14 protein-coding genes and 3 pseudogenes are annotated in these 16682 nt (G+C 69.1%); 7 read left to right on the top strand and 10 right to left on the bottom strand.

The window, feature by feature from the left end:
- Position 1: 1 nt before the first annotated feature.
- Positions 2–139 (bottom strand): hypothetical protein, encoded by a 138-nt coding sequence (locus tag ABIA35_RS06515; RefSeq protein ID WP_370357269.1) that lies wholly within the window; start codon positions 137–139, stop codon positions 2–4.
- On the opposite strand from ABIA35_RS06515, the gene ABIA35_RS06520 reads away from it, so the two are divergent.
- Positions 133–2406 carry a hypothetical protein gene (locus ABIA35_RS06520; RefSeq protein ID WP_370357270.1) on the top strand — a complete coding sequence of 758 codons (2274 nt, stop codon included), beginning with the start codon at positions 133–135 and terminating at the stop codon, positions 2404–2406. The genes ABIA35_RS06515 and ABIA35_RS06520 overlap by 7 nt on opposite strands.
- 16 nt (positions 2407–2422) lie before the next feature.
- Positions 2423–3697 (top strand): S8 family serine peptidase, encoded by a 1275-nt coding sequence (locus ABIA35_RS06525; protein WP_370357271.1) that lies wholly within the window; start codon positions 2423–2425, stop codon positions 3695–3697.
- On the opposite strand, the pseudogene ABIA35_RS06530 reads toward ABIA35_RS06525, so the two are convergent.
- A pseudogene (locus ABIA35_RS06530) lies at positions 3694–3868 on the bottom strand (IS630 family transposase); the annotation flags it as partial. The gene ABIA35_RS06525 and the pseudogene ABIA35_RS06530 overlap by 4 nt on opposite strands.
- A 200-nt stretch (positions 3869–4068) precedes the next feature.
- Between ABIA35_RS06530 and ABIA35_RS06535 the strand changes: the two are divergent.
- Positions 4069–4149, top strand: a pseudogene (locus ABIA35_RS06535) (hypothetical protein); the annotation flags it as partial.
- Positions 4150–4582: 433 nt separating this feature from the next.
- On the opposite strand, the gene ABIA35_RS06540 reads toward ABIA35_RS06535, so the two are convergent.
- Genes ABIA35_RS06540 through ABIA35_RS06555 form a run of 4 tightly spaced genes read right to left on the bottom strand, consistent with a single transcriptional unit; the run spans position 4583 to position 8065 of the window.
- Positions 4583–5791: an ABC transporter permease gene (locus ABIA35_RS06540; RefSeq protein ID WP_370357272.1), complete on the bottom strand. Its 1209-nt coding sequence runs from the start codon at positions 5789–5791 to the stop codon at positions 4583–4585.
- On the bottom strand, positions 5788–6474 hold the full coding sequence (locus ABIA35_RS06545; RefSeq protein ID WP_370357273.1) for an ABC transporter ATP-binding protein: 687 nt from the start codon (positions 6472–6474) through the stop codon (positions 5788–5790). Before ABIA35_RS06545 ends, ABIA35_RS06540 begins: the two co-directional genes overlap by 4 nt.
- Complete coding sequence (locus ABIA35_RS06550; protein ID WP_370357274.1) at positions 6471–7559, bottom strand: peptidoglycan-binding protein; 1089 nt, start codon at positions 7557–7559, stop codon at positions 6471–6473. The genes ABIA35_RS06545 and ABIA35_RS06550 overlap by 4 nt, the downstream gene beginning before the upstream one ends.
- A gap of 2 nt (positions 7560–7561) precedes the next feature.
- Complete coding sequence (locus ABIA35_RS06555) at positions 7562–8065, bottom strand: hypothetical protein (protein ID WP_370357275.1); 504 nt, start codon at positions 8063–8065, stop codon at positions 7562–7564.
- 128 nt (positions 8066–8193) lie between these two features.
- On the opposite strand from ABIA35_RS06555, the gene ABIA35_RS06560 reads away from it, so the two are divergent.
- Both ABIA35_RS06560 and ABIA35_RS06565 read left to right on the top strand, forming a co-directional pair.
- Entirely contained in the window at positions 8194–8853 is a 660-nt protein-coding gene (locus ABIA35_RS06560; RefSeq protein WP_370357276.1) for a response regulator transcription factor, read from the top strand.
- Entirely contained in the window at positions 8850–9971 is a 1122-nt protein-coding gene (locus ABIA35_RS06565; protein ID WP_370357277.1) for a sensor histidine kinase, read from the top strand. The genes ABIA35_RS06560 and ABIA35_RS06565 overlap by 4 nt, the downstream gene beginning before the upstream one ends.
- Before the next feature lie 421 nt (positions 9972–10392).
- On the opposite strand, the pseudogene ABIA35_RS06570 reads toward ABIA35_RS06565, so the two are convergent.
- Both ABIA35_RS06570 and ABIA35_RS06575 read right to left on the bottom strand, forming a co-directional pair.
- Positions 10393–10605 (bottom strand): annotated as a pseudogene (locus ABIA35_RS06570) (amidohydrolase); the annotation flags it as partial.
- A 491-nt stretch (positions 10606–11096) separates the two neighbouring features.
- Positions 11097–12368, bottom strand: coding sequence for an alpha/beta hydrolase family protein (locus ABIA35_RS06575; protein WP_370357278.1), 1272 nt, complete (start codon positions 12366–12368; stop codon positions 11097–11099).
- A gap of 129 nt (positions 12369–12497) precedes the next feature.
- Between ABIA35_RS06575 and ABIA35_RS06580 the strand changes: the two genes are divergently transcribed.
- Positions 12498–13094: a TetR/AcrR family transcriptional regulator gene (locus ABIA35_RS06580; protein ID WP_370357279.1), complete on the top strand. Its 597-nt coding sequence runs from the start codon at positions 12498–12500 to the stop codon at positions 13092–13094.
- Positions 13095–13126: 32 nt separating this feature from the next.
- On the opposite strand, the gene ABIA35_RS06585 is transcribed toward ABIA35_RS06580, so the two are convergent.
- Both ABIA35_RS06585 and ABIA35_RS06590 read right to left on the bottom strand, forming a co-directional pair.
- Positions 13127–13315 (bottom strand): hypothetical protein, encoded by a 189-nt coding sequence (locus tag ABIA35_RS06585; protein ID WP_370357411.1) that lies wholly within the window; start codon positions 13313–13315, stop codon positions 13127–13129.
- A 394-nt stretch (positions 13316–13709) separates the two neighbouring features.
- The gene (locus ABIA35_RS06590) at positions 13710–15041 is read right to left on the bottom strand and encodes an FAD-dependent oxidoreductase (RefSeq protein ID WP_370357280.1); all 1332 of its coding nucleotides are present in this window, start codon (positions 15039–15041) and stop codon (positions 13710–13712) included.
- Between the two features lie 114 nt (positions 15042–15155).
- Between ABIA35_RS06590 and ABIA35_RS06595 the strand changes: the two genes are divergently transcribed.
- A complete protein-coding gene (locus ABIA35_RS06595) occupies positions 15156–15635 on the top strand; it encodes a MarR family winged helix-turn-helix transcriptional regulator (RefSeq protein ID WP_370357281.1) in 480 nt (159 codons plus the stop codon).
- Positions 15636–16682 lie beyond the last annotated feature (1047 nt).

Consider the following 16682-nt stretch of genomic DNA (forward strand, 5'->3'; position numbering starts at 1 on the left):
TTCAGTCGGCGATGCTGACAAGTTCCGAACAAGCACCCGTCACGCTGAAAATGCCGTCGCTTTCAGCGAGCGTGCCGAGATCCCTCGCGCGTTCGCGGCGATCGGCATTGCCGTACTCCGAAAGGATAGAAGTTGACATCACGACCTTCCCGCAGGGTCGCCACCGCGGCCAGGCTCGCGGCGGCGGCGGTGCTGACCGCGACGTCCGTGGCGGCGGCCATGGACACTCCGGCAACCGCGGCGGGTGCGACCGCCTACGCACTTCCGGCGTCCTTGGCCGGCCTGGCGGCGTCCGTCACACTGCCGACCGGCGAGCAGTTCGAGCTCGGCGCGCACGGGACGATCACGCCGCTGGACCCCGGCCCGCACTCGGACCTGACCGGCTTCGACGACCCCAGGGGGGATCGCTATCTGATCCCGTCCGAGGCGATGCCCTATGCCGGCCACCAGTTGGACCTGTCGTTGTTCGATCTGACCAAACTCGCCACCGCGCAGGCGGCTCAGGGCTCCGGCCCGGGTCGGATCCCGGTGCGGTTGTCCTACCAGTCCGGTGTCACCCCGACCGCACCGGCCGGGATCACCCTCACCTCGACCAGCGGCGCCTCGGCCACCGGCTATTTCACGCCGGAGTCCGGCAAGGCCCTGGCGGCGGCGCTGCGTCAGCGACTCGCGGCGGACGTGGCCGCGGGCCGCTCGCCGGGGGCTTCCGGTCTGCCGTCCGGCTTGTCGTCGATGGCGCTGGCCGGCACCACGACGCCGGCGTCCTCGATGGCGCCGGACTCTCGGATGCGGGTCCTGCAGATCAACGCGATCGACGGGTCCGGTCTGCCGGCGAACCTGCCGATCCTGCTGGAGAACACCGACAACTCGCAGATCTCCAGCGTGGTCGCCCCGGTGGTGGACGGCGTCGCGCGAATCGCCGTCCCGGCCGGGAACTACGCCGCCTTCGGGGAGTTCTACCAGGTCGACGCGAACGGCTTCCCGACCAAGGACAGCCTGGTCACGCTTCAGGACTTCCAGGTCCCCGCGACCGGTGACGTCCCGGTGCGGACGCTGGACGCCCGCACCGCGACCTCGCAGGTGAACGTCACCACCGACCTGCCGTCGACGCCGACGGCGTTCGTCGATTTCGCGGTCCGCACCCCGGCCGTCGGGAGAAGTTTCACCATCTACCAGTTTGAGGCGCCCCCGACCGTGATGGCGGTGACGCCGGCGCCGAAGGCGGCCGTCGGGCAGTTCAGCTTCCAGACCCGCTGGAATTCAGCCGGCCCGGCCACCGGCCCGCAGTACCAGTACAACGCGTATTTCACCTCCGATCACGTGGACGCCGACCAGTCCCACACGGCCCACGCCGCTGATATGGCAAAGGTCTCCGACACTTTGGCGGGTGAGCCGGCTTACGGGTCTGAGCCCAGGCGCGTGGAAAGCGCCCCGCAGATACCGGGGCAGGACGCGTTCGGCATCCTGATCGGCAGCACTTTCGCGAACGGGACCACGGGGACCGGCTATTACACGCCCGGCCGGTGGGCCCGCGGGGTGGTCGGGCCGCCCGAGGACGCCGAGGGGCACCCCATCGACCGGTCCTTTGCCCAGGTCGATCCGGTCCAGCTTTCCCACGGAGATCACGAGAAGCACGTGTGGACTCAGGGCCCTTCGACGCCCGGGGTGCGACGGCACGACTCCGAAGACGCCGTCACGTACTGCGGCGCCTGCGTGGGTGGCGGCGGGCTGAATCTGAGCCTGAGCGACATCGGCGACAGCAACGAGGACACCTCGGGGCAGCAAACCGGAAACGTGCAGTCTGCCTACTACTGGAACGGCCGGCCGGTCACCTCGCCCGCAGGCTTCCCGAGCCAACTGGGCCTTGTGCTGGCGACTGTGCCGACGGGTCCGGCGACGGTGCGGGCCGTCATCGACGTGAATCGGGCGCCCCAGGGGGCGACGCAGTCCACGCAGTCCCACACCGATGTGTCGTTCCCGTACACCGGCCAGACCGATCCCGGTGCCACGTTGCCGGCGTCCGACGAGTGCCTGGCGGCCGAGATCGCCGGACATCCGACCGCGGCCTGTCAGATCCTGCCGGTGCTGACGGTCACCTACCAGCTGGCGGGCCTGTCGACGATGAACACCTCGACGCAGCCGGTGCAGACGCTGGCTCTGGACATCGGCCACGAGCACTTCGGCAAGTTCGGGCCGCGGGCGGCGGTGACCTGCGCGCAGGTCTCCGTCTCCACCGACGGCGGCACCACCTGGTACGACGCACCGACTGTCGGCGCCGACGGGCACTACGTGGCCTTCTGGCACAACCCCGCCGCCGGGACGTCGATCACGCTGCGGGTCACCGCGAAGGACGCGGTCGGCGGCACCATCACCCAGACCGTCACCAACCCCTACACCGTCGGCTGACGCGGGAGTAAGAGGAATGATGAAGATACGCAGCCTTGTCGCCGTGGCCGGAGCCACGGCATTGACAGCGGCGCTGACTGTGGCGATGACGACGACGGCCACAGCCGCGACGCCTGCTCAAACCGCGGCGCGGCACACCACGAACGTGATGGACGCCTGCGGCCGCCCGGCACCGGGACAGATGCGGTGCTACGCGCAGGTCCGTACCGACGTGGCGGGCGGCCCCGCCGGAGTTCGCGGCGTCCACGGCGGCGCCCGCACCGCTGTCAGCGCGGCCGCCGCGCCGTTGCCGTCCGGGCTCGGGCCGGCGGACCTGCACTCCGCCTACAACCTGCCGACCACCGGCGGAGCTAACCAGACCGTGGGCATCGTCGATGCCGGCGACGACCCCACCGCCGAGGCCGACCTCGCCGTCTACCGGGCCACCTACAACCTGCCGCCCTGCACCACCGCCAACGGCTGCTTCCGCAAGCTCGACCAGAAGGGCGCGGCCACCCCGCTACCGCCGGATGCCGGCTGGGGCGTGGAGGAAGCGCTGGACCTGGACATGGTCTCGGCGGCCTGCCCGGAGTGCAAGATCGTGCTGGTCGAAGGCGACTCCCCCGATGTGGCCGACCTGGCCGCCTCGGTGGACACCGCGGTGGCGGCCGGCGCCACCGAAGTCTCCAACAGCTACGGCACCACCGAGAACACCGAATCAGCCGCCTACGCCTCGCACTACAGCCATCCCGGCGTCGCGATCCTCGCCTCCACCGGCGACAGCGGATACCAGATACCGAGCTCCCCGGCGGTGTACCAGAGCGTGATCGCGGTCGGCGGGACCTCGCTGGTCAAGGCCGCGAACGCCCGGGGCTGGAGCGAGACCGCGTGGAGCGGGGCCGGCAGCGGCTGCTCGGCCTGGTTCGACAAGCCCGCCTGGCAGACCGACCCCGACTGCCCCGGCCGCATGGTCGCCGACGTCTCCGCGGTCGCCGACCCCCAGAGCGGTGTGGCCGTGTACGTCACCGACAAGACCAGCCTGGGAGGGCGCCTGGTGCCCGGCTGGAACGTCGTCGGGGGCACCAGCGCGGCATCACCGATCATCGCCGGCGTCATCGCGCTGAGCGGCCACCCCGGCCGCTTCCCGAACGCGGCATACCTGTACGCGCACACAGACGGGCTGCACAACGTGGTCGGCGGCAACAACGTCCTCGGCGACCAGGACTGCGGCGGCGACTACCAGTGCAACGCCCTGCCGGGGTACAACGGGCCCACGGGCCTCGGCACTCCGAACGGACTCGCGGCCTTCTAGTGTCCTGAGTCGTTGATCCGTCGGCAGTAGGTTGCCAAGGTCTCAAGGATCTGGTCGGCGGGTCTTGGTCCAGACATCCGGCCCTGGGTCGTCGTTCCAGTCGGCGACCCAGGGCCGGATGTCGCGCTCGAGAGCCTGGACGGAGCGGTGGACGCCGCAGCGCAGCTTCTTGTGGCCAGGAACTTGGGAGGCCCGCTTCCGCTCGGCAAGGCTGCACGCGATCACCGCCTTCCAACCAGCCAGGGCTCGCGCTCATCGGGGCCGGCGCGCAACCGCTCGAGCCCCGGGCCGAGGCCCAGGCCGTACTGGGACAGATCCTGGCGGACCGGCAGGCGCGTTGTACCCGCGTCCTCGACGGATCGCCGTCCTCGGTGCTGCTCACCCAGACAGCCCGTGCCGACTCGATCGTCGCCGGCGCCCGACGAGGCGACGGCGAGCGGCACGGCGTGCGAATCGGCCCGGTGACGGACGCGCTTCTGCAGCACGCCGCCTGCCTGGTGCTCATCGTTCCTCATGTCCGACCCCGCGCACAGCTGAGGGTTCGCAGCCCACCAAGCTGCGCTACTTCGCGTTGTGCGGCACCCGGCGGGCCAGACCAGCATGATTGGCTACAACGTCGGCGGGAGCCATCAGGGGCCGATCTAGCTGCAGGGGCCATGCCGTCGACTACCGGATCGGGAGACCGGACACGGCCCATCAAGGGGCCTATGAGACAAAGCGAATTGTGCCTGCCTGAACAGGGTGGCTCATCATCAGCCCTCAGAGAAGTCGGCTCTCCTGATGCGAAGCATAAGTCGTTCCAACGCAACGCCTACCATCCGCACAAACTCAGTCCCGCCAGACCCAGTGGGGGGACCGCCACCGCGGCGGTCCCCCACGGTTCTGTCAGGAGAGGGCTTGTGTGGGTGGCAGCTTCGCGGCGCGCATTGCTGGATACGCGCCGGCGATGGCGCCGACCAGGGCGGATATCACGACTCCACCTGTCAGCGCCGGCACCGGCAGTACCGCGGGCCAGCTTTGGGACAGGGCGTAGCCGGCGGTCACCAGGACCCCGATCAGCACGCCGACCAGCCCGCCGAGTCCGGACAGCAGGACCGACTCGGCCAGGAACTGACCTCGGACCTGGCGTCTTGTCGCCCCGAGGGCCCGGCGCAGGCCGATCTCGCGGCGTCGTTCCAGCACTGAGATGACCATGGTGTTGGCCACTCCGACTCCGCCGACCAGGAGCGCGATCCCGCCCAGACCGAGGAACAGGGCGCTGTATGTGCTCTGCGTCAGTGCCTGTGCCTGGAGCACATCTGACGGACGCTGCACGGCGACCCCGAATGGTGATTGCGGGTTGATCGTCGCGCCCAACACCGCACGGACGTCGGCGACCGCAGACTCGACCGCTTTCACGTAGACGATCGTGGGGTGTCCGTCGAAGCCGAGCAGCTTCTGCGCGACGGCGCGTCCCACCAGGGCTGAGCGTTCGATCTCCGGGGCCAGGGGCATCGAGTCCAGTACACCGACCACGGTGAACCAGTGGCCTGCGAGGTATACCTGGGTTGGGTGGGCCGGGTCGACGTGGTCGATACCCAGGCGGCTGGCCGTGATCGCCCCGAGCACCACTACCGGGAAATTGTCGTTGCCGGCACCCAGGAATGAACCGCTGTGCATCGTGCCGCCGATGACGTTGAGCAGGTTGGTGTCGGCGGCCAGCACTGACACTCCGGACGTGTCCTCCAGGGGGACCTTGTCCGACCGGCGGATCGTGGCGTTCGGCACCTTCCCGGTCGCGGTGGCGCCGGTGACCGGGCCTATCCGCTTGGCCATGGCTGCGGCGTTCTCGGGCAGTTGCGTGTTGCCGCCGGCCGGCGAGCGGCCGGGGGCCGCGGTGAGGAGGTCGGTGCCCAGGGCCGCGAGTTTGTCGTGCAGCGCTCGCGCGCTGGAGGCGGGCACCGCGAGCACGGCGACCATCGCGGCGATGCCGATCGCGATGCCCAGGGCCGAGAGCACCGCGCGCAGCGGACGGGTCCGCATGCCGTGCGCGCCGAGGGTGAGTACGTCGGTGACGGGCAGCCGGTGGGAGTCCGGCAGGGTGGGTGTGGTCACAGCGCCACCGCCGCTCCGGTGTCCAGCTGGATCCGCCCGTCCAACACCTCGATGCGGCGCGGCATGCCGGCGGCGATCTCGCGGTCGTGCGTGATCACCACGATCGAGGTGCCGTCCGCGCGGAGGTCGCCCAGCAGCTCCAGGACGGCCGCCCCGGTGGCGGTGTCCAGGTTGCCGGTGGGCTCGTCGGCCAGCAGGATCGACGGCTCGTTCACCACCGCGCGGGCGATCGCCACCCGTTGCCGTTCGCCACCGGACAGCTCGTTGGGGAAGTGCTCGGCCCGATGGCCCAGCCGTACCCGGTCCAGCGCGGCCAGCGCTTTGGCCCGGCGCTGCCGCCTCGGCACGCCGGCGTACAGCAGCCCGGCGCAGACGTTGTCGACCGCGCTCACCCCCTCGGACAGGAAGAACTGTTGGAACACGAAACCGATCCAGGCCGAACGCAGCGCGGACAGCCGGCGGTCCGGCAGCCTCGCCACGTCGTGGCCGCGGACCTCGATCCGGCCGGACGTCGGGCGGTCCAGCGTGCCCATCAGCTGAAGCAGCGTGGACTTGCCCGAGCCGGACGGACCGACGATGGCGACCATCTCCCCCTCCTCGACGGACAGTGAAACCTCCCGCAGCGCCTGCACGCCGCCGGGATAGGCGCGCGAAACCCGGTCCGCGCGCAGCACCGGGATCACGATGTCGTCACCACCATCGTGCCGGGGGCCAGCCCGGGCCCGGATATCTCGACCCGGCCGCCGGAGAACAGCCCGGTCTTGACCGGGACCAGGTGGCGCTGCCCGCTCTGGTCCTCGACCTCGACGGCGTAGCCACCCTCGGCAAGCGCGAGCAGCGCGCCGACCGGCACCACCAGCACGCCTTTATGGACGTCTTTCACGAAATGAACGGTGGCCGGCACGGAGTCCAAACCGCCGCCCAGGTTCGGGTCGTCGAGCATGATCCTGACGGTGATCACCACCTTGCCGTTGGGCTGTCCGGTGGCATCCTTGTCGGGTACGGCGACGCGCCCCACGTCGACGACCTTGCCGGTGCCGGTCGCGCCGTTGACGTCGATCTTGACCACGTCGCCGACCTTGGCCAGGTTCTGCTTCGCCGCGTCGAGCTTCACCTCCACGATCTTGCTGGTGCCGGTCGTCTTGACGACGGGGCCGGCGGCGGGTCCGCCAAGCGAGCCGGTCACCGTGGACACGCGGATCGGGCCGGTCGCGAGCACCACGTCGCCGGGTGTGAACGTGCCCGTCTGCGGGAGCCCTTGTGCCTTCTGCCATTGCTTCAACGCCGTCGCGGTCGCAGCGGTGAACTTGTTGTCCGGCGTGCCGAACCCGGTATAGCCCAGGTCCTTGAGGTTCTTCTCAAGCTCCTCGACGTCCGGGCCGTCGGGGACGCCCGCGGACAGATCGCGGTAGAACGGCAGCATGCCGTAGAACAGCGTCACCGGTGTCGCGTCCACGCCGTACACCTGCTTGCCCTGGGTGATCTCCGTCCCCAGCGCTGGCAGCGCCGTGATGGTGCCGGTCCTGCGTCCGGTCAGGTCCGTCTCCGCGCCGAACCCCAGCGTGCCGTCGGTGTCCTCCTGCTCGCTCAGATCGGTCTTGGCGATGGCGGCGGTGGTGACCGGCGGCGGCGGAACCGGCGGCGCCTGCGCCTCCGACACCTGTGTCAGCACGACGACCGAGCCAGTACCCGCCACCATCACCGTCACCGACGCGCCCACGAACCACCGAGCCCGGTGCCCGCGGTGCGGCGTGCTCTGATCGGACATCGTCACCCTCCCACCGACCCGCAGGCCTTCGCGCCTGCCTGGACTTTCGGATCGGCGCCGTCTGGCAGGGGCAAGCCCTCGCCGGGCTGCGGATCGGGGATGTCGACGCCGTGGTCGCGCATGCACTTCGCCCACTCGCGCATCTGGTCCAGCTCGGCCGGGTCCTGCGACGTGGGCTGGCCGCCGTTGGGCAACTGCGACTTGCACTTCTCGTTGGCGCCTGCGAACTTCGGGTCGTCCGGCTTGACCCCCGGCATGTCTCCGCTGCCACCCGGATCGGGCATGTCGTAGCCGTTGTCCCGCATACACTTCGCGTAAGCGCGCATCTGGTCCATGTCGTCGGCCTGGTTCGTGGTGCCGCCGCCGGGAACCGGCGCGGTGCTGACCGTCGGTCTCGGCGACGACAGCGATGCCACCTTGGCCGAGCTGCTGCCGTCGCCACAGCCGGCCAGCAGCACCGCGGTCGCCGCACCGGCGACGGCCAGGATCGTGATGTGTTTCCGCATGACACCCCATCAGTTCAGGACTCTCGGGTTCAGGATTCGAGGAATCCAGTAGTACCGATCGGGCAATCCGGGCCGGTTAAGCAGAATCGTTTATCCCCTGCCTATCCCGACGCCTCTAGCATCGGGACGTGAGAGTGCTTGTTGTTGAGGACGAACGGTTGTTCGCCGACTCGATCGCCGAGGGACTGCGCAAGTTCGCGATGGCGGTCGACGTCTGCTACAGCGGGGAATGCGCGCTGGAGCGGATCGGCGTCCATGAATACGACGTCGTGGTCCTGGACCGCGACCTGCCCGACGTGTCCGGCGACCGGGTGTGCGCCGCCACCGTCGCCGACGGCGGCCGGGCCCGGGTGCTCATGGTGACCGCCGCCGTCGCCGTCGCCGATCGGGTCGCCGGCCTCGGCCTCGGCGCTGACGACTACCTCACCAAACCGTTCGCGTTCAGCGAGCTGGTCGCCCGCGTACAGGCGCTGGCCAGGCGGACCCGGCCCGCGCTGCCACCGGTGTTGGAACGCCACGGCGTAGTGCTCGACCTGCCCCGCCACCAGGCGTCCCGGGAGGGCCGGTTCCTGCCGCTGGCGCCGAAGGAGTACGCGGTGCTCCAGGTGCTGATGCGCGCCGGCGACAGCGTCGTCAGCGTCGAGTCCTTGTTGGAGAGGGCATGGGACGAGAACGCCGATCCGTTCACCAACGCGGTGCGCATGGCCGTGATGACGCTGCGCCGCAAACTCGGCGACCCGCCGCTCATCCACACCGTGCCCGGCGCCGGCTACCGGTTCGGCGCGTGAGGCCGCTGTCCGTGCGGGGCAAACTGACCGCGCTGTACGGCGGGATGTTCGCACTTTCCGGGATCGTGCTCCTGGTCATCGTCTACCTGCTGGTGAGCCAAGCCCTGCCCTCACCGACGAGATTCGCCGATACCTCGATGGGGCAGGTGCCCGCGGACGACACATCCCAGAAATCCCCGACGGTGCCTGCTCTGCCGGAGCAGAACTTCGCGCAAGTCATCCAGTCGCTGACCGCCTACCGCTCCTCGACGCTCACCACGCTGCTGGTCCAGTCCGGCGCGGCGTTGCTGATCACCGCCGTGCTGGCCGTGCTGCTCGGCTGGTTCGTCGCCAGGCGGGTTCTGCGTCCGTTGCACGACATCACCGACACCGCGCGCCGGCTCGGCGCCGAGGACCTCACCCGCCGGATCAAGCTGAACGGGCCCCACGACGAGCTCAAAGAACTCGCCGACACCTTCGACGGCATGCTCGACCGGCTGTCCCGGTCCTTCGACAGCCAGCACCGATTCGTCGCCAACGCCTCACACGAGCTACGCACCCCGCTCGCGCTGCAACGGACCCTGATCGAGGTCGCACTACTCGCCGACGACGTCCCACCCGAGACGCGCCTGCTGGGCTCGCGGCTGCTCGACACGAACGCTCGCACCGAACGGGTACTGGACGGGCTGCTCATCCTGGCCCGCAGCGACCGAGGCCTGTCCGACCGCGTCCCCGTCCGCCTCGACCACTTGGTGGAGACCGCCGCGAAGGACTTCGACGGCGTCGAGGTGCGCACCGGGCCGCGAACCGTGGCCGGCGATCCGGTGCTGTTGGAACGCCTCGTCGTCAACCTGATCGACAACGCCGTCACCTACAACCACACCGGCGGCTGGGTCCGCGTCGAAGTCGCCGACACCCCGGCACTGGCAGTCAGCAACACCGGCCCCCAGATCGACCCCGAAACCGTCCCGGCCCTCTTCGAACCCTTCCACCGAGGATCCCCCGACCGCACCGGCGACACCAAGCACTCCGGCCTCGGTCTGTCGATCGTGCGCTCAGTCGCCGACGCCCACGGTGGCCGTGCTGACGCCCGCTCCCGGCCCGACGGCGGGCTGGACGTCACTGTCTGGCTGCCGTGAGCGGCTCTTGCGCGATCGGCCGGAGGTTGTGGGCACGTTCGGCGCTCGGCGCCGCGCCCCGCGCACGTCCAGGAGCACCCCGTCGATGCCGCCTTCGCCATCCCCGTGTCGATCGCGTTCACCCCTCCTTCGCTTTCATCCTGCTCAGAGGCCGGCACTATGACCGGCTGCGCCACGACGAGCGCGTCCAGGCGTTCCTGTCCGGAGCGGGACCGGCGGCGGTCGGCGCGATCACCGGTGCCGCGATCCCGCTGGGCCTGGCCCTGACGCATTGGTAGCAGGCCGTAGTCCTCACCGCAGTAGCGCTGGCTGCTGGCCACTCGCCGCAGCGTAGTCACCGCCCTGCTCGGGACCGCCGTCATCGGGATCATCGCAGCCCTGGCCGGGGCCCCGAGCAACGGCTGAGGGCGGCAGATAAGCCGTGTGGGCCCATCGTGGCGTGCACGCCTCGGATGCCGCTGTCGCGCAGGGCTTCGATGGCGGCATCGGAATGTGCCGGGGTGCTGGAGTTGTGGGAGAAGTCGAGCATGGTCGTGACGCCGCTGTCGATCGCGGTGAGGGCGGCCAGCTTGGTGCCGGTTTACATGTCCTCGGGCCGGTAGACGGTGGCGTAGCCGGCCAGGGTGGACCTGACATCGACGGGGTGGAAGGTCCGGTCTGGGTCGTTGATCATTTCTCCGCGAATCATGCGCAGGTCAACGGTCTGGGCAACGGCGTCTGGCAGGCGCAGCAGGTCTCGGGCTTCGGTTAGGCGGGTCGTCGCGTAGGCATGGGTCTGGTTATTTGCCGGGGATAACGGCCGGCGCGAAGCCTTTGAACGTGCGGCCGGCGGTCTCCTTGTTCAGAATCAGCTGCTGGGCTGGCGTCGGGCTCCAAGGCGCTGCCGGCACGAGCGACGGCCGCCTCATCAACCAGTGTCAGGAGCTGCTCACCGCGCTACCGGGCCCGCAGTTCGCTGAACGTAGCGCCCTGACGCGTGGTCAGCGAGGCTTGGACGAGGGTTGGCATCTTCCGGGGCAGCACTCGCGTCTGAGCGCCCGACTACGAACTCTCGCATCGAGCGACGGCGGATCAATCGGCGGCGCGGAGCTCGCTCGGAAGCCGCAGCACTGGGCCGTTCCCGAGCTACTCGCCGGTGGCGAAGACCTCATCCAGGAAGTCGAACTCGATCTGGTTGGCCAGGCTGCGGTTGTTCACCGCGCAGTGCGCCTCGCCGCCCTCGAACTCTTGGATGAATCTCTCGGTCTTCGGGCAGGACAGTCGCTGGAAGAACTGCTGGGCTTGGCTCACCATCGAACCCTCCCCGGCGCCTGCGATGTTCAGCAGCGGGCAGGAGATCTCGTCCTCCAGCCCGGCGAGGTCGAACTCGGCGAGGTAGTCGAGGTAGTCCTTGACCGGGCGGTCGAGCATGCCGAACCGCTCCCGCACGTCCCCGAGCAGCAGCCTGGCCATGGGCGAGGACAGGTTGACGCGTGAGTCGAGGTCCTTGATCGCGCCGTACGGCTCCTGCGGGTCGAGTCCGATGAGGCTGAGGATCGATGGGACGAAGGATGGTGTGAGGGAGCTGGCGATGACCGCTTTGATCCGCTTCTCGCGGGCGACTGCTCGGGGAGCGAACAGGCCGCCCATGCTGTAGCCGGTCAGTGACAGGCGTTCGGGGTCGACGTCGGTACGGTTCAGGGCCCAGTCGACGATGTAGCTCATCTGGACGTCCGTGTCGGGCCGGAACGTCAACTCGGGATCGGCGTAGTAGGCGCCGCGCTGGCCCGGGAGCTCGACGAGGAAGGCGTTGTAGCCCCGGCGAACGGCCGCGGCGCCGGTGGTGAAGTAGAGCTCCTCGGCGGTCATGTCCCCTCCCCCGATGATGATCGCCGTGGCCCTCGGCGTCATCGCGGTGTCGGGTTTCACGAAGTATCCGGGCAGGAACTTGCCCGCCTCATAAGGAACCTGAACCGCCTCGTAGCGGATCTCGAGAAGTTCCATGCCCGACTGGAAGCAGACCCGGTTTCGCTTCCAGTTCGGGATCCGGTCCTCGTCCTGCCTCTCCAGGAAGAACCCGGCCGAGCGCCAGTAGGTCGACGCTCGCAGGAACGCCTCGCCCGCGCTGACCGTGTGGCCGCGGGAAAGGCACTGCTCGGCCAGGTCCTCCACCCGCTTCGCGGTTTCCGTCCATGCTCCCTGCCACGCCTGCAGGTCGGCGTCGGGAACCTTCGAGATGCTCGCAAAGCATTCCCCCGCCGCGGAACCTCCGCTGTCCGCGGTCCCGAGCGCGAGCGCCAACTGGAAGTCGAAGTTGGACGCGAACCGGCCCGGCATGCCGGCGGTCGCCGTGAAGACTGTCGTCTCCCGCCGCACCGCGGTGGCCGGCGAACCAGTCGTGGCGTTGTCTGTGGTCATCAATCAGGCCTTCCTGCTTCGCGGAGCGCTCGCCCCGCCGACGAACAGCCGAACAACGCCGGACGCTACTCCATAAGATGCGGACCCGCATCTTAGGCGTTGAGGTAGCCGGCACTGTAAACTCCGTGCGTGATCGCCGAGGAAGCCCAGCCGGCACGGCGCCGGCACGGCGCCGCACTGGAAGACGCAGTACTCGAAGCGTCATGGGCTGTGCTGCGCGAGAACGGCTATGCGGGATTCAGCCTGGGAGCCGTGGCCAGCCGAGCCGGCACAAGCCGTCCGGTCCTCGCCCGACACTGGCCCAGTCGGCACGACCTGGTGCTCGCGACCATCGCGTTCATCGGCGCGGCCCAACCCTCCCCGAGGCCCGACACCGGAAGTCTGCGCGGGGATCTCATGGCCCTGATGCACGGCCTCAACAACTCGCGCCTGGACGTCGCGACCGTCTTGGGCGTGCAGCTCGGCGGCTACTACCAGGAGACCGGCAAAACCCTGGCCGACCTGCGCGACGTGTTGTTGAGCGGCGAAGAATCCACGCTCGACCACATCCTCGACACGGCCGTCGCACGCGGCGAAGCCGACGCGGCACGGCTCACGCCGCGAGTGCGCTCACTCCCGGTGGATCTCCTACGCCACCACGTCTTCACGACCTTCCAGCCGATGCCCGACGAAGGCATCGAGGAGATCGTCGATGACATCTTCCTGCCCTTGGTCCGCACCCGCTGACAGGGTCGTGCGCCGCCCTTCGACCCGCCCTGTCAACCCATCGTCTTCGCACCGTCGAGCGACTCGCGGAGGATGTCGGCGTGGCTGCGGGGTGCGGAGCCCACGGTGATGGTGAAGGTGACCTTGTCCGTGGCGGTGTCGATCACGGCGACGGTGTTCGAGCCGCCGGGACCGGTGTCGCACGTCTTCGGCCTGGTCTCGGTCCGTGCAACGACTGGGATAGAAGGCGTCGAGCACGCGGTGGGCCTGCGCGGCGGTGTCTGCCAGGACGTGGGCGAGCTGGATCGACCGGAACGCGCTCAGCTGCAGGCCGCGCACCATCGCGAGCGCGTCGGTCGTGAGTACAAGCGCGGCGGCTGGAACAGCCACCGAGACCGTGGGCTGCACGCCGATCGCGCGCGTGACACCGACAGTGACGCCAGCACCCCGATCGCGAACCCCGGAACGCGCCACACCAGCGGATCGGACCGGAACAGGGCCAACCGAGGTGTGAAGGCTCCCGAAGCCCACTACACCACCAAGAACAGGACGGAATGGACCAGCGCGGTCACACCCAGCAAAGCGCACCACCCCGTTCACGCTGTACTGCTACACGATCGTCGCCGGTTGTCTGGTTCAGCTCTCTTCGAAACCGCGGTAGGTATAGAGATCGGCCAGGAACTTCCGGCGGAACGCCGGGATCTTGCCGGTGAGGCTGAAGTAGGCACGGGCCGCGAACAGGGTCGCCCGGCGGGTGGCCGGCTTGTACAGCGGATCGTCGCCGCTGGTGCCGTTGCCGGACAGCGAGTCGGCGACGCGGGCGAAGCCATAAGGGATCATCTCCGCCTCGTAGGCTCCGATCGCGTCCAGCAGGCCCTTCTCGCCCCGGTCGGCGGCGGTGAGCTGGCGGCACAACAGGGTCGCGTCACGTAGCGCGGTGTTCGCCCCGACACCCTGGCCGGGGGTCATGGTGTGGATCGCGTCGCCCAGCAGGGTGATGTTCGTGGGCTCCCACGGCTCGACCGGGACCGAGGTGGCGATCTTCACGGCCCAGGCCGCGGAGGGGTCGGAGAGCTCGAAGATGCGGCGCAGGGCCGGGTCCCAGTTCCCGGTCATGGCCAGGGCCGTGCGGACCAGGTCGGCGCCGCGCTGCTTCAGGACGTCGGGCGGGAAGGCGTCGGTCGTCGTCCACATCGAGAGGTTGATGTAGTCGCGGGTGTTGTCGTACTGCAGGCCGTTCCAGCGGGCGACGGTATCGGCGCCGGGTATGCCCGGCTTGGGACGGCCCTCGGCGTCCCACTTGAACTCCATCACGTGCAGGATGCCCATCAGCCCTTTGGTGGCGAAGATCAGCGACAGGCCGTTGAGGACCTCCGGCGGGAGCAGGGCGCGGGTCTCGGGCGTGAGCGGGGTCTTCGTGCCGATCGACAGGATGCCGGCGTCCTTCACCTCGGCCTGCGGGAGGTACTGGGCCCGCACGGCGGAGCGCGTGCCCTCGGCGGAGACGAGCACGTCGCCGGTGGCGATGGTGCCATCGGCGAAGTGAGCGGTGACCATGCCGTCGTCGCGCTGCTCGTAGTGGGTGAACACCTTCCCGAAGTGCAGGACGTCCTCCATGCCGGTGAACAGCAGCTGCCGTAGTGTGGAGCGGGAGACCGACCGTTCGCTGTTGACGTCGTCGCTGTCGTCCCGCAGGGGGATCGACGCGGTCCGCTTCATCTTCTGCGTCAGGACATTGAAGTACTTCGGCGACCGCGCGCAGGTGGCGATGAAGGTCTCGAACAGGTCCGGCGGGAGGCATTCCTTGAGGGCCCGGTTACCGGTCGGGTCGATGCCGACCCGGTAGCCGTACAGCCCGTCGGTGCGGGCGGCGTAGCGCTCGTAGACCGCGACCGAGACGCCGGCCTGCTTGAGGCCGTGGGCCAGGCACATGCCGCCGGTGCCGCCGCCGATGATCAGGACATGCATGAGAACTCCTCAGAGACGACCGGTGCGCGGAGGGCTACGTCGGGTAGGATCCATCTTGAGGATCAAGTATCTTGAAGCTCAAGATATCTCTATGGGATCACTACGGAGGCGGCCATGTCAACCGAGGACCTGAACGAGCTCCGGTCCGGAGTGGGGAGCGGCATGCAGGCGCTGCAGTCGGTGGTCGACGCCTATGACGAAGCCGCGGCGGCGGTGCTCGGGGTCAACCGCACCGACCTGCGTTGCCTGGAGCTTCTGTTCCAGGATGGCCAGAGCACGCCCGGAGCGCTCGGCCCGGCGCTCACCCTGACCACGGGCAGCGTCACCGCGATGCTCGACCGCTTGGAGAAGCGGGGTCACCTGACCAGGTCCGCGGACCCGTCTGACCGGCGCAAGACGCTGGTCCGGATCGCGGACGCGACAAAAGCGCGGCTGTGGGACCTCTACGGTCCGTTCGTGACCGAGGGTGGTGCCATCATCGATGGTTACTCCGGGGCGGAGCTGGAGCTGCTCACCGGCTTTCTACGGCGGTCACGGGAGTTGTACGAGCGGCAGCTGGCGGGACTGCGGGAGCTGTCCGGATCAGGTGGCTGACACACCGCTGGGCAGGCGCTGACGGCCTTCCTTCCGCCGTCGGCGGTGATCTCGACCTTGCACGGCTTGACTGTGGACCAGGGGCCGCCTTGCTCATGCACAGCGTTCGCCGCCGGCCTGAAACTGTGTCGCTGCCTCGAGACGGTGGCTGAGCACTTCCAACGTGGAGGAGAGGTCGTGCTCATCGACGGCACCCTCATTCCCACCCGCCGCCGCACCGGCCAGGCGAACAGGCCCAACTACTCCAGTCAGGCTTCGGCGGGCAGTTCGCCCTCGTCGACGGCGCGTCGCAGCCGGTTCAGGATCGCCGTGTGCAGCCCTGACGCCAACGGCATCTGGATCCAGTCTCCAGCTTGCGCCTTCATAACACAGAGCATGCCGGTCTGGTTTGGAAAGGGGAACCGCATCACGCTGGATGGACGCCGCCAACCGATCGAGTTGGCCACGGACGGTCATGGACCGGGTGGTCTCCTCCTCCACCTCCGCCGTGCGGGCGCTGGCTCACACTCGCAGCCGCCCGGCCGCCGCCTCCGAACCCGCGCTGATCGTCACCGTCCCCGATGCCCCCCGGCACCAACCCGCTGCCCGGCGTGTATACGGAGGCCGACGCCCTGGCCGCTCTGATGCCCGGCGCTTTGCGTCTTGACCATCCCGAATATGCCAGTGTCTTGGCCGCCCTGCCGGACTACCAGACGGAGTCGGCATTCCGGCGCTGAGAGCGGGCTTCGCCGCACCTTGGCCTCGTTACGATCCGCGGGGAGGCACGAGCCCGGACCGAAACGGCTTGGCGCAGGTCATGGCGCGGGTCACGGTATTCGAGTCGCGGGTGAACAAGAAGTCGCCTCGCTGTACGCCCACGTCCTGTCCGTATCGTCCGTCATCACGGCGGCGCGCAGCAGCGGACGAAGTCGTGGAAGTAGCGGTAGCGGTAGCGGTTGCCTCAAAGACCCATACCTCGGCCGCGACGATCGCGGAGCGGGTGCGCTCCATCTCGTTGCTCAGCCGTTGCGGCTGATCCTGGCTGGCCTGTGTGCGCGGCGAAACGCC

Origin of the sequence: Catenulispora sp. MAP12-49 (assembly GCF_041262705.1) — a bacterium.
GTDB lineage: Bacteria > Actinomycetota > Actinomycetes > Streptomycetales > Catenulisporaceae > Catenulispora.

Coding starts and splice junctions, on each gene's coding strand:
- ABIA35_RS06515 (WP_370357269.1), bottom strand. CDS start 139: ATGTCAACTTCTATCCTTTCGGAGTACGGCAATGCCGATCGCCGCGAA.
- ABIA35_RS06525 (WP_370357271.1), top strand. CDS start 2,423: ATGATGAAGATACGCAGCCTTGTCGCCGTGGCCGGAGCCACGGCATTG.
- ABIA35_RS06550 (WP_370357274.1), bottom strand. CDS start 7,559: ATGTCCGATCAGAGCACGCCGCACCGCGGGCACCGGGCTCGGTGGTTC.
- ABIA35_RS06555 (WP_370357275.1), bottom strand. CDS start 8,065: ATGCGGAAACACATCACGATCCTGGCCGTCGCCGGTGCGGCGACCGCG.
- ABIA35_RS06575 (WP_370357278.1), bottom strand. CDS start 12,368: ATGACCACAGACAACGCCACGACTGGTTCGCCGGCCACCGCGGTGCGG.
- ABIA35_RS06590 (WP_370357280.1), bottom strand. CDS start 15,041: ATGCATGTCCTGATCATCGGCGGCGGCACCGGCGGCATGTGCCTGGCC.
- ABIA35_RS06595 (WP_370357281.1), top strand. CDS start 15,156: ATGTCAACCGAGGACCTGAACGAGCTCCGGTCCGGAGTGGGGAGCGGC.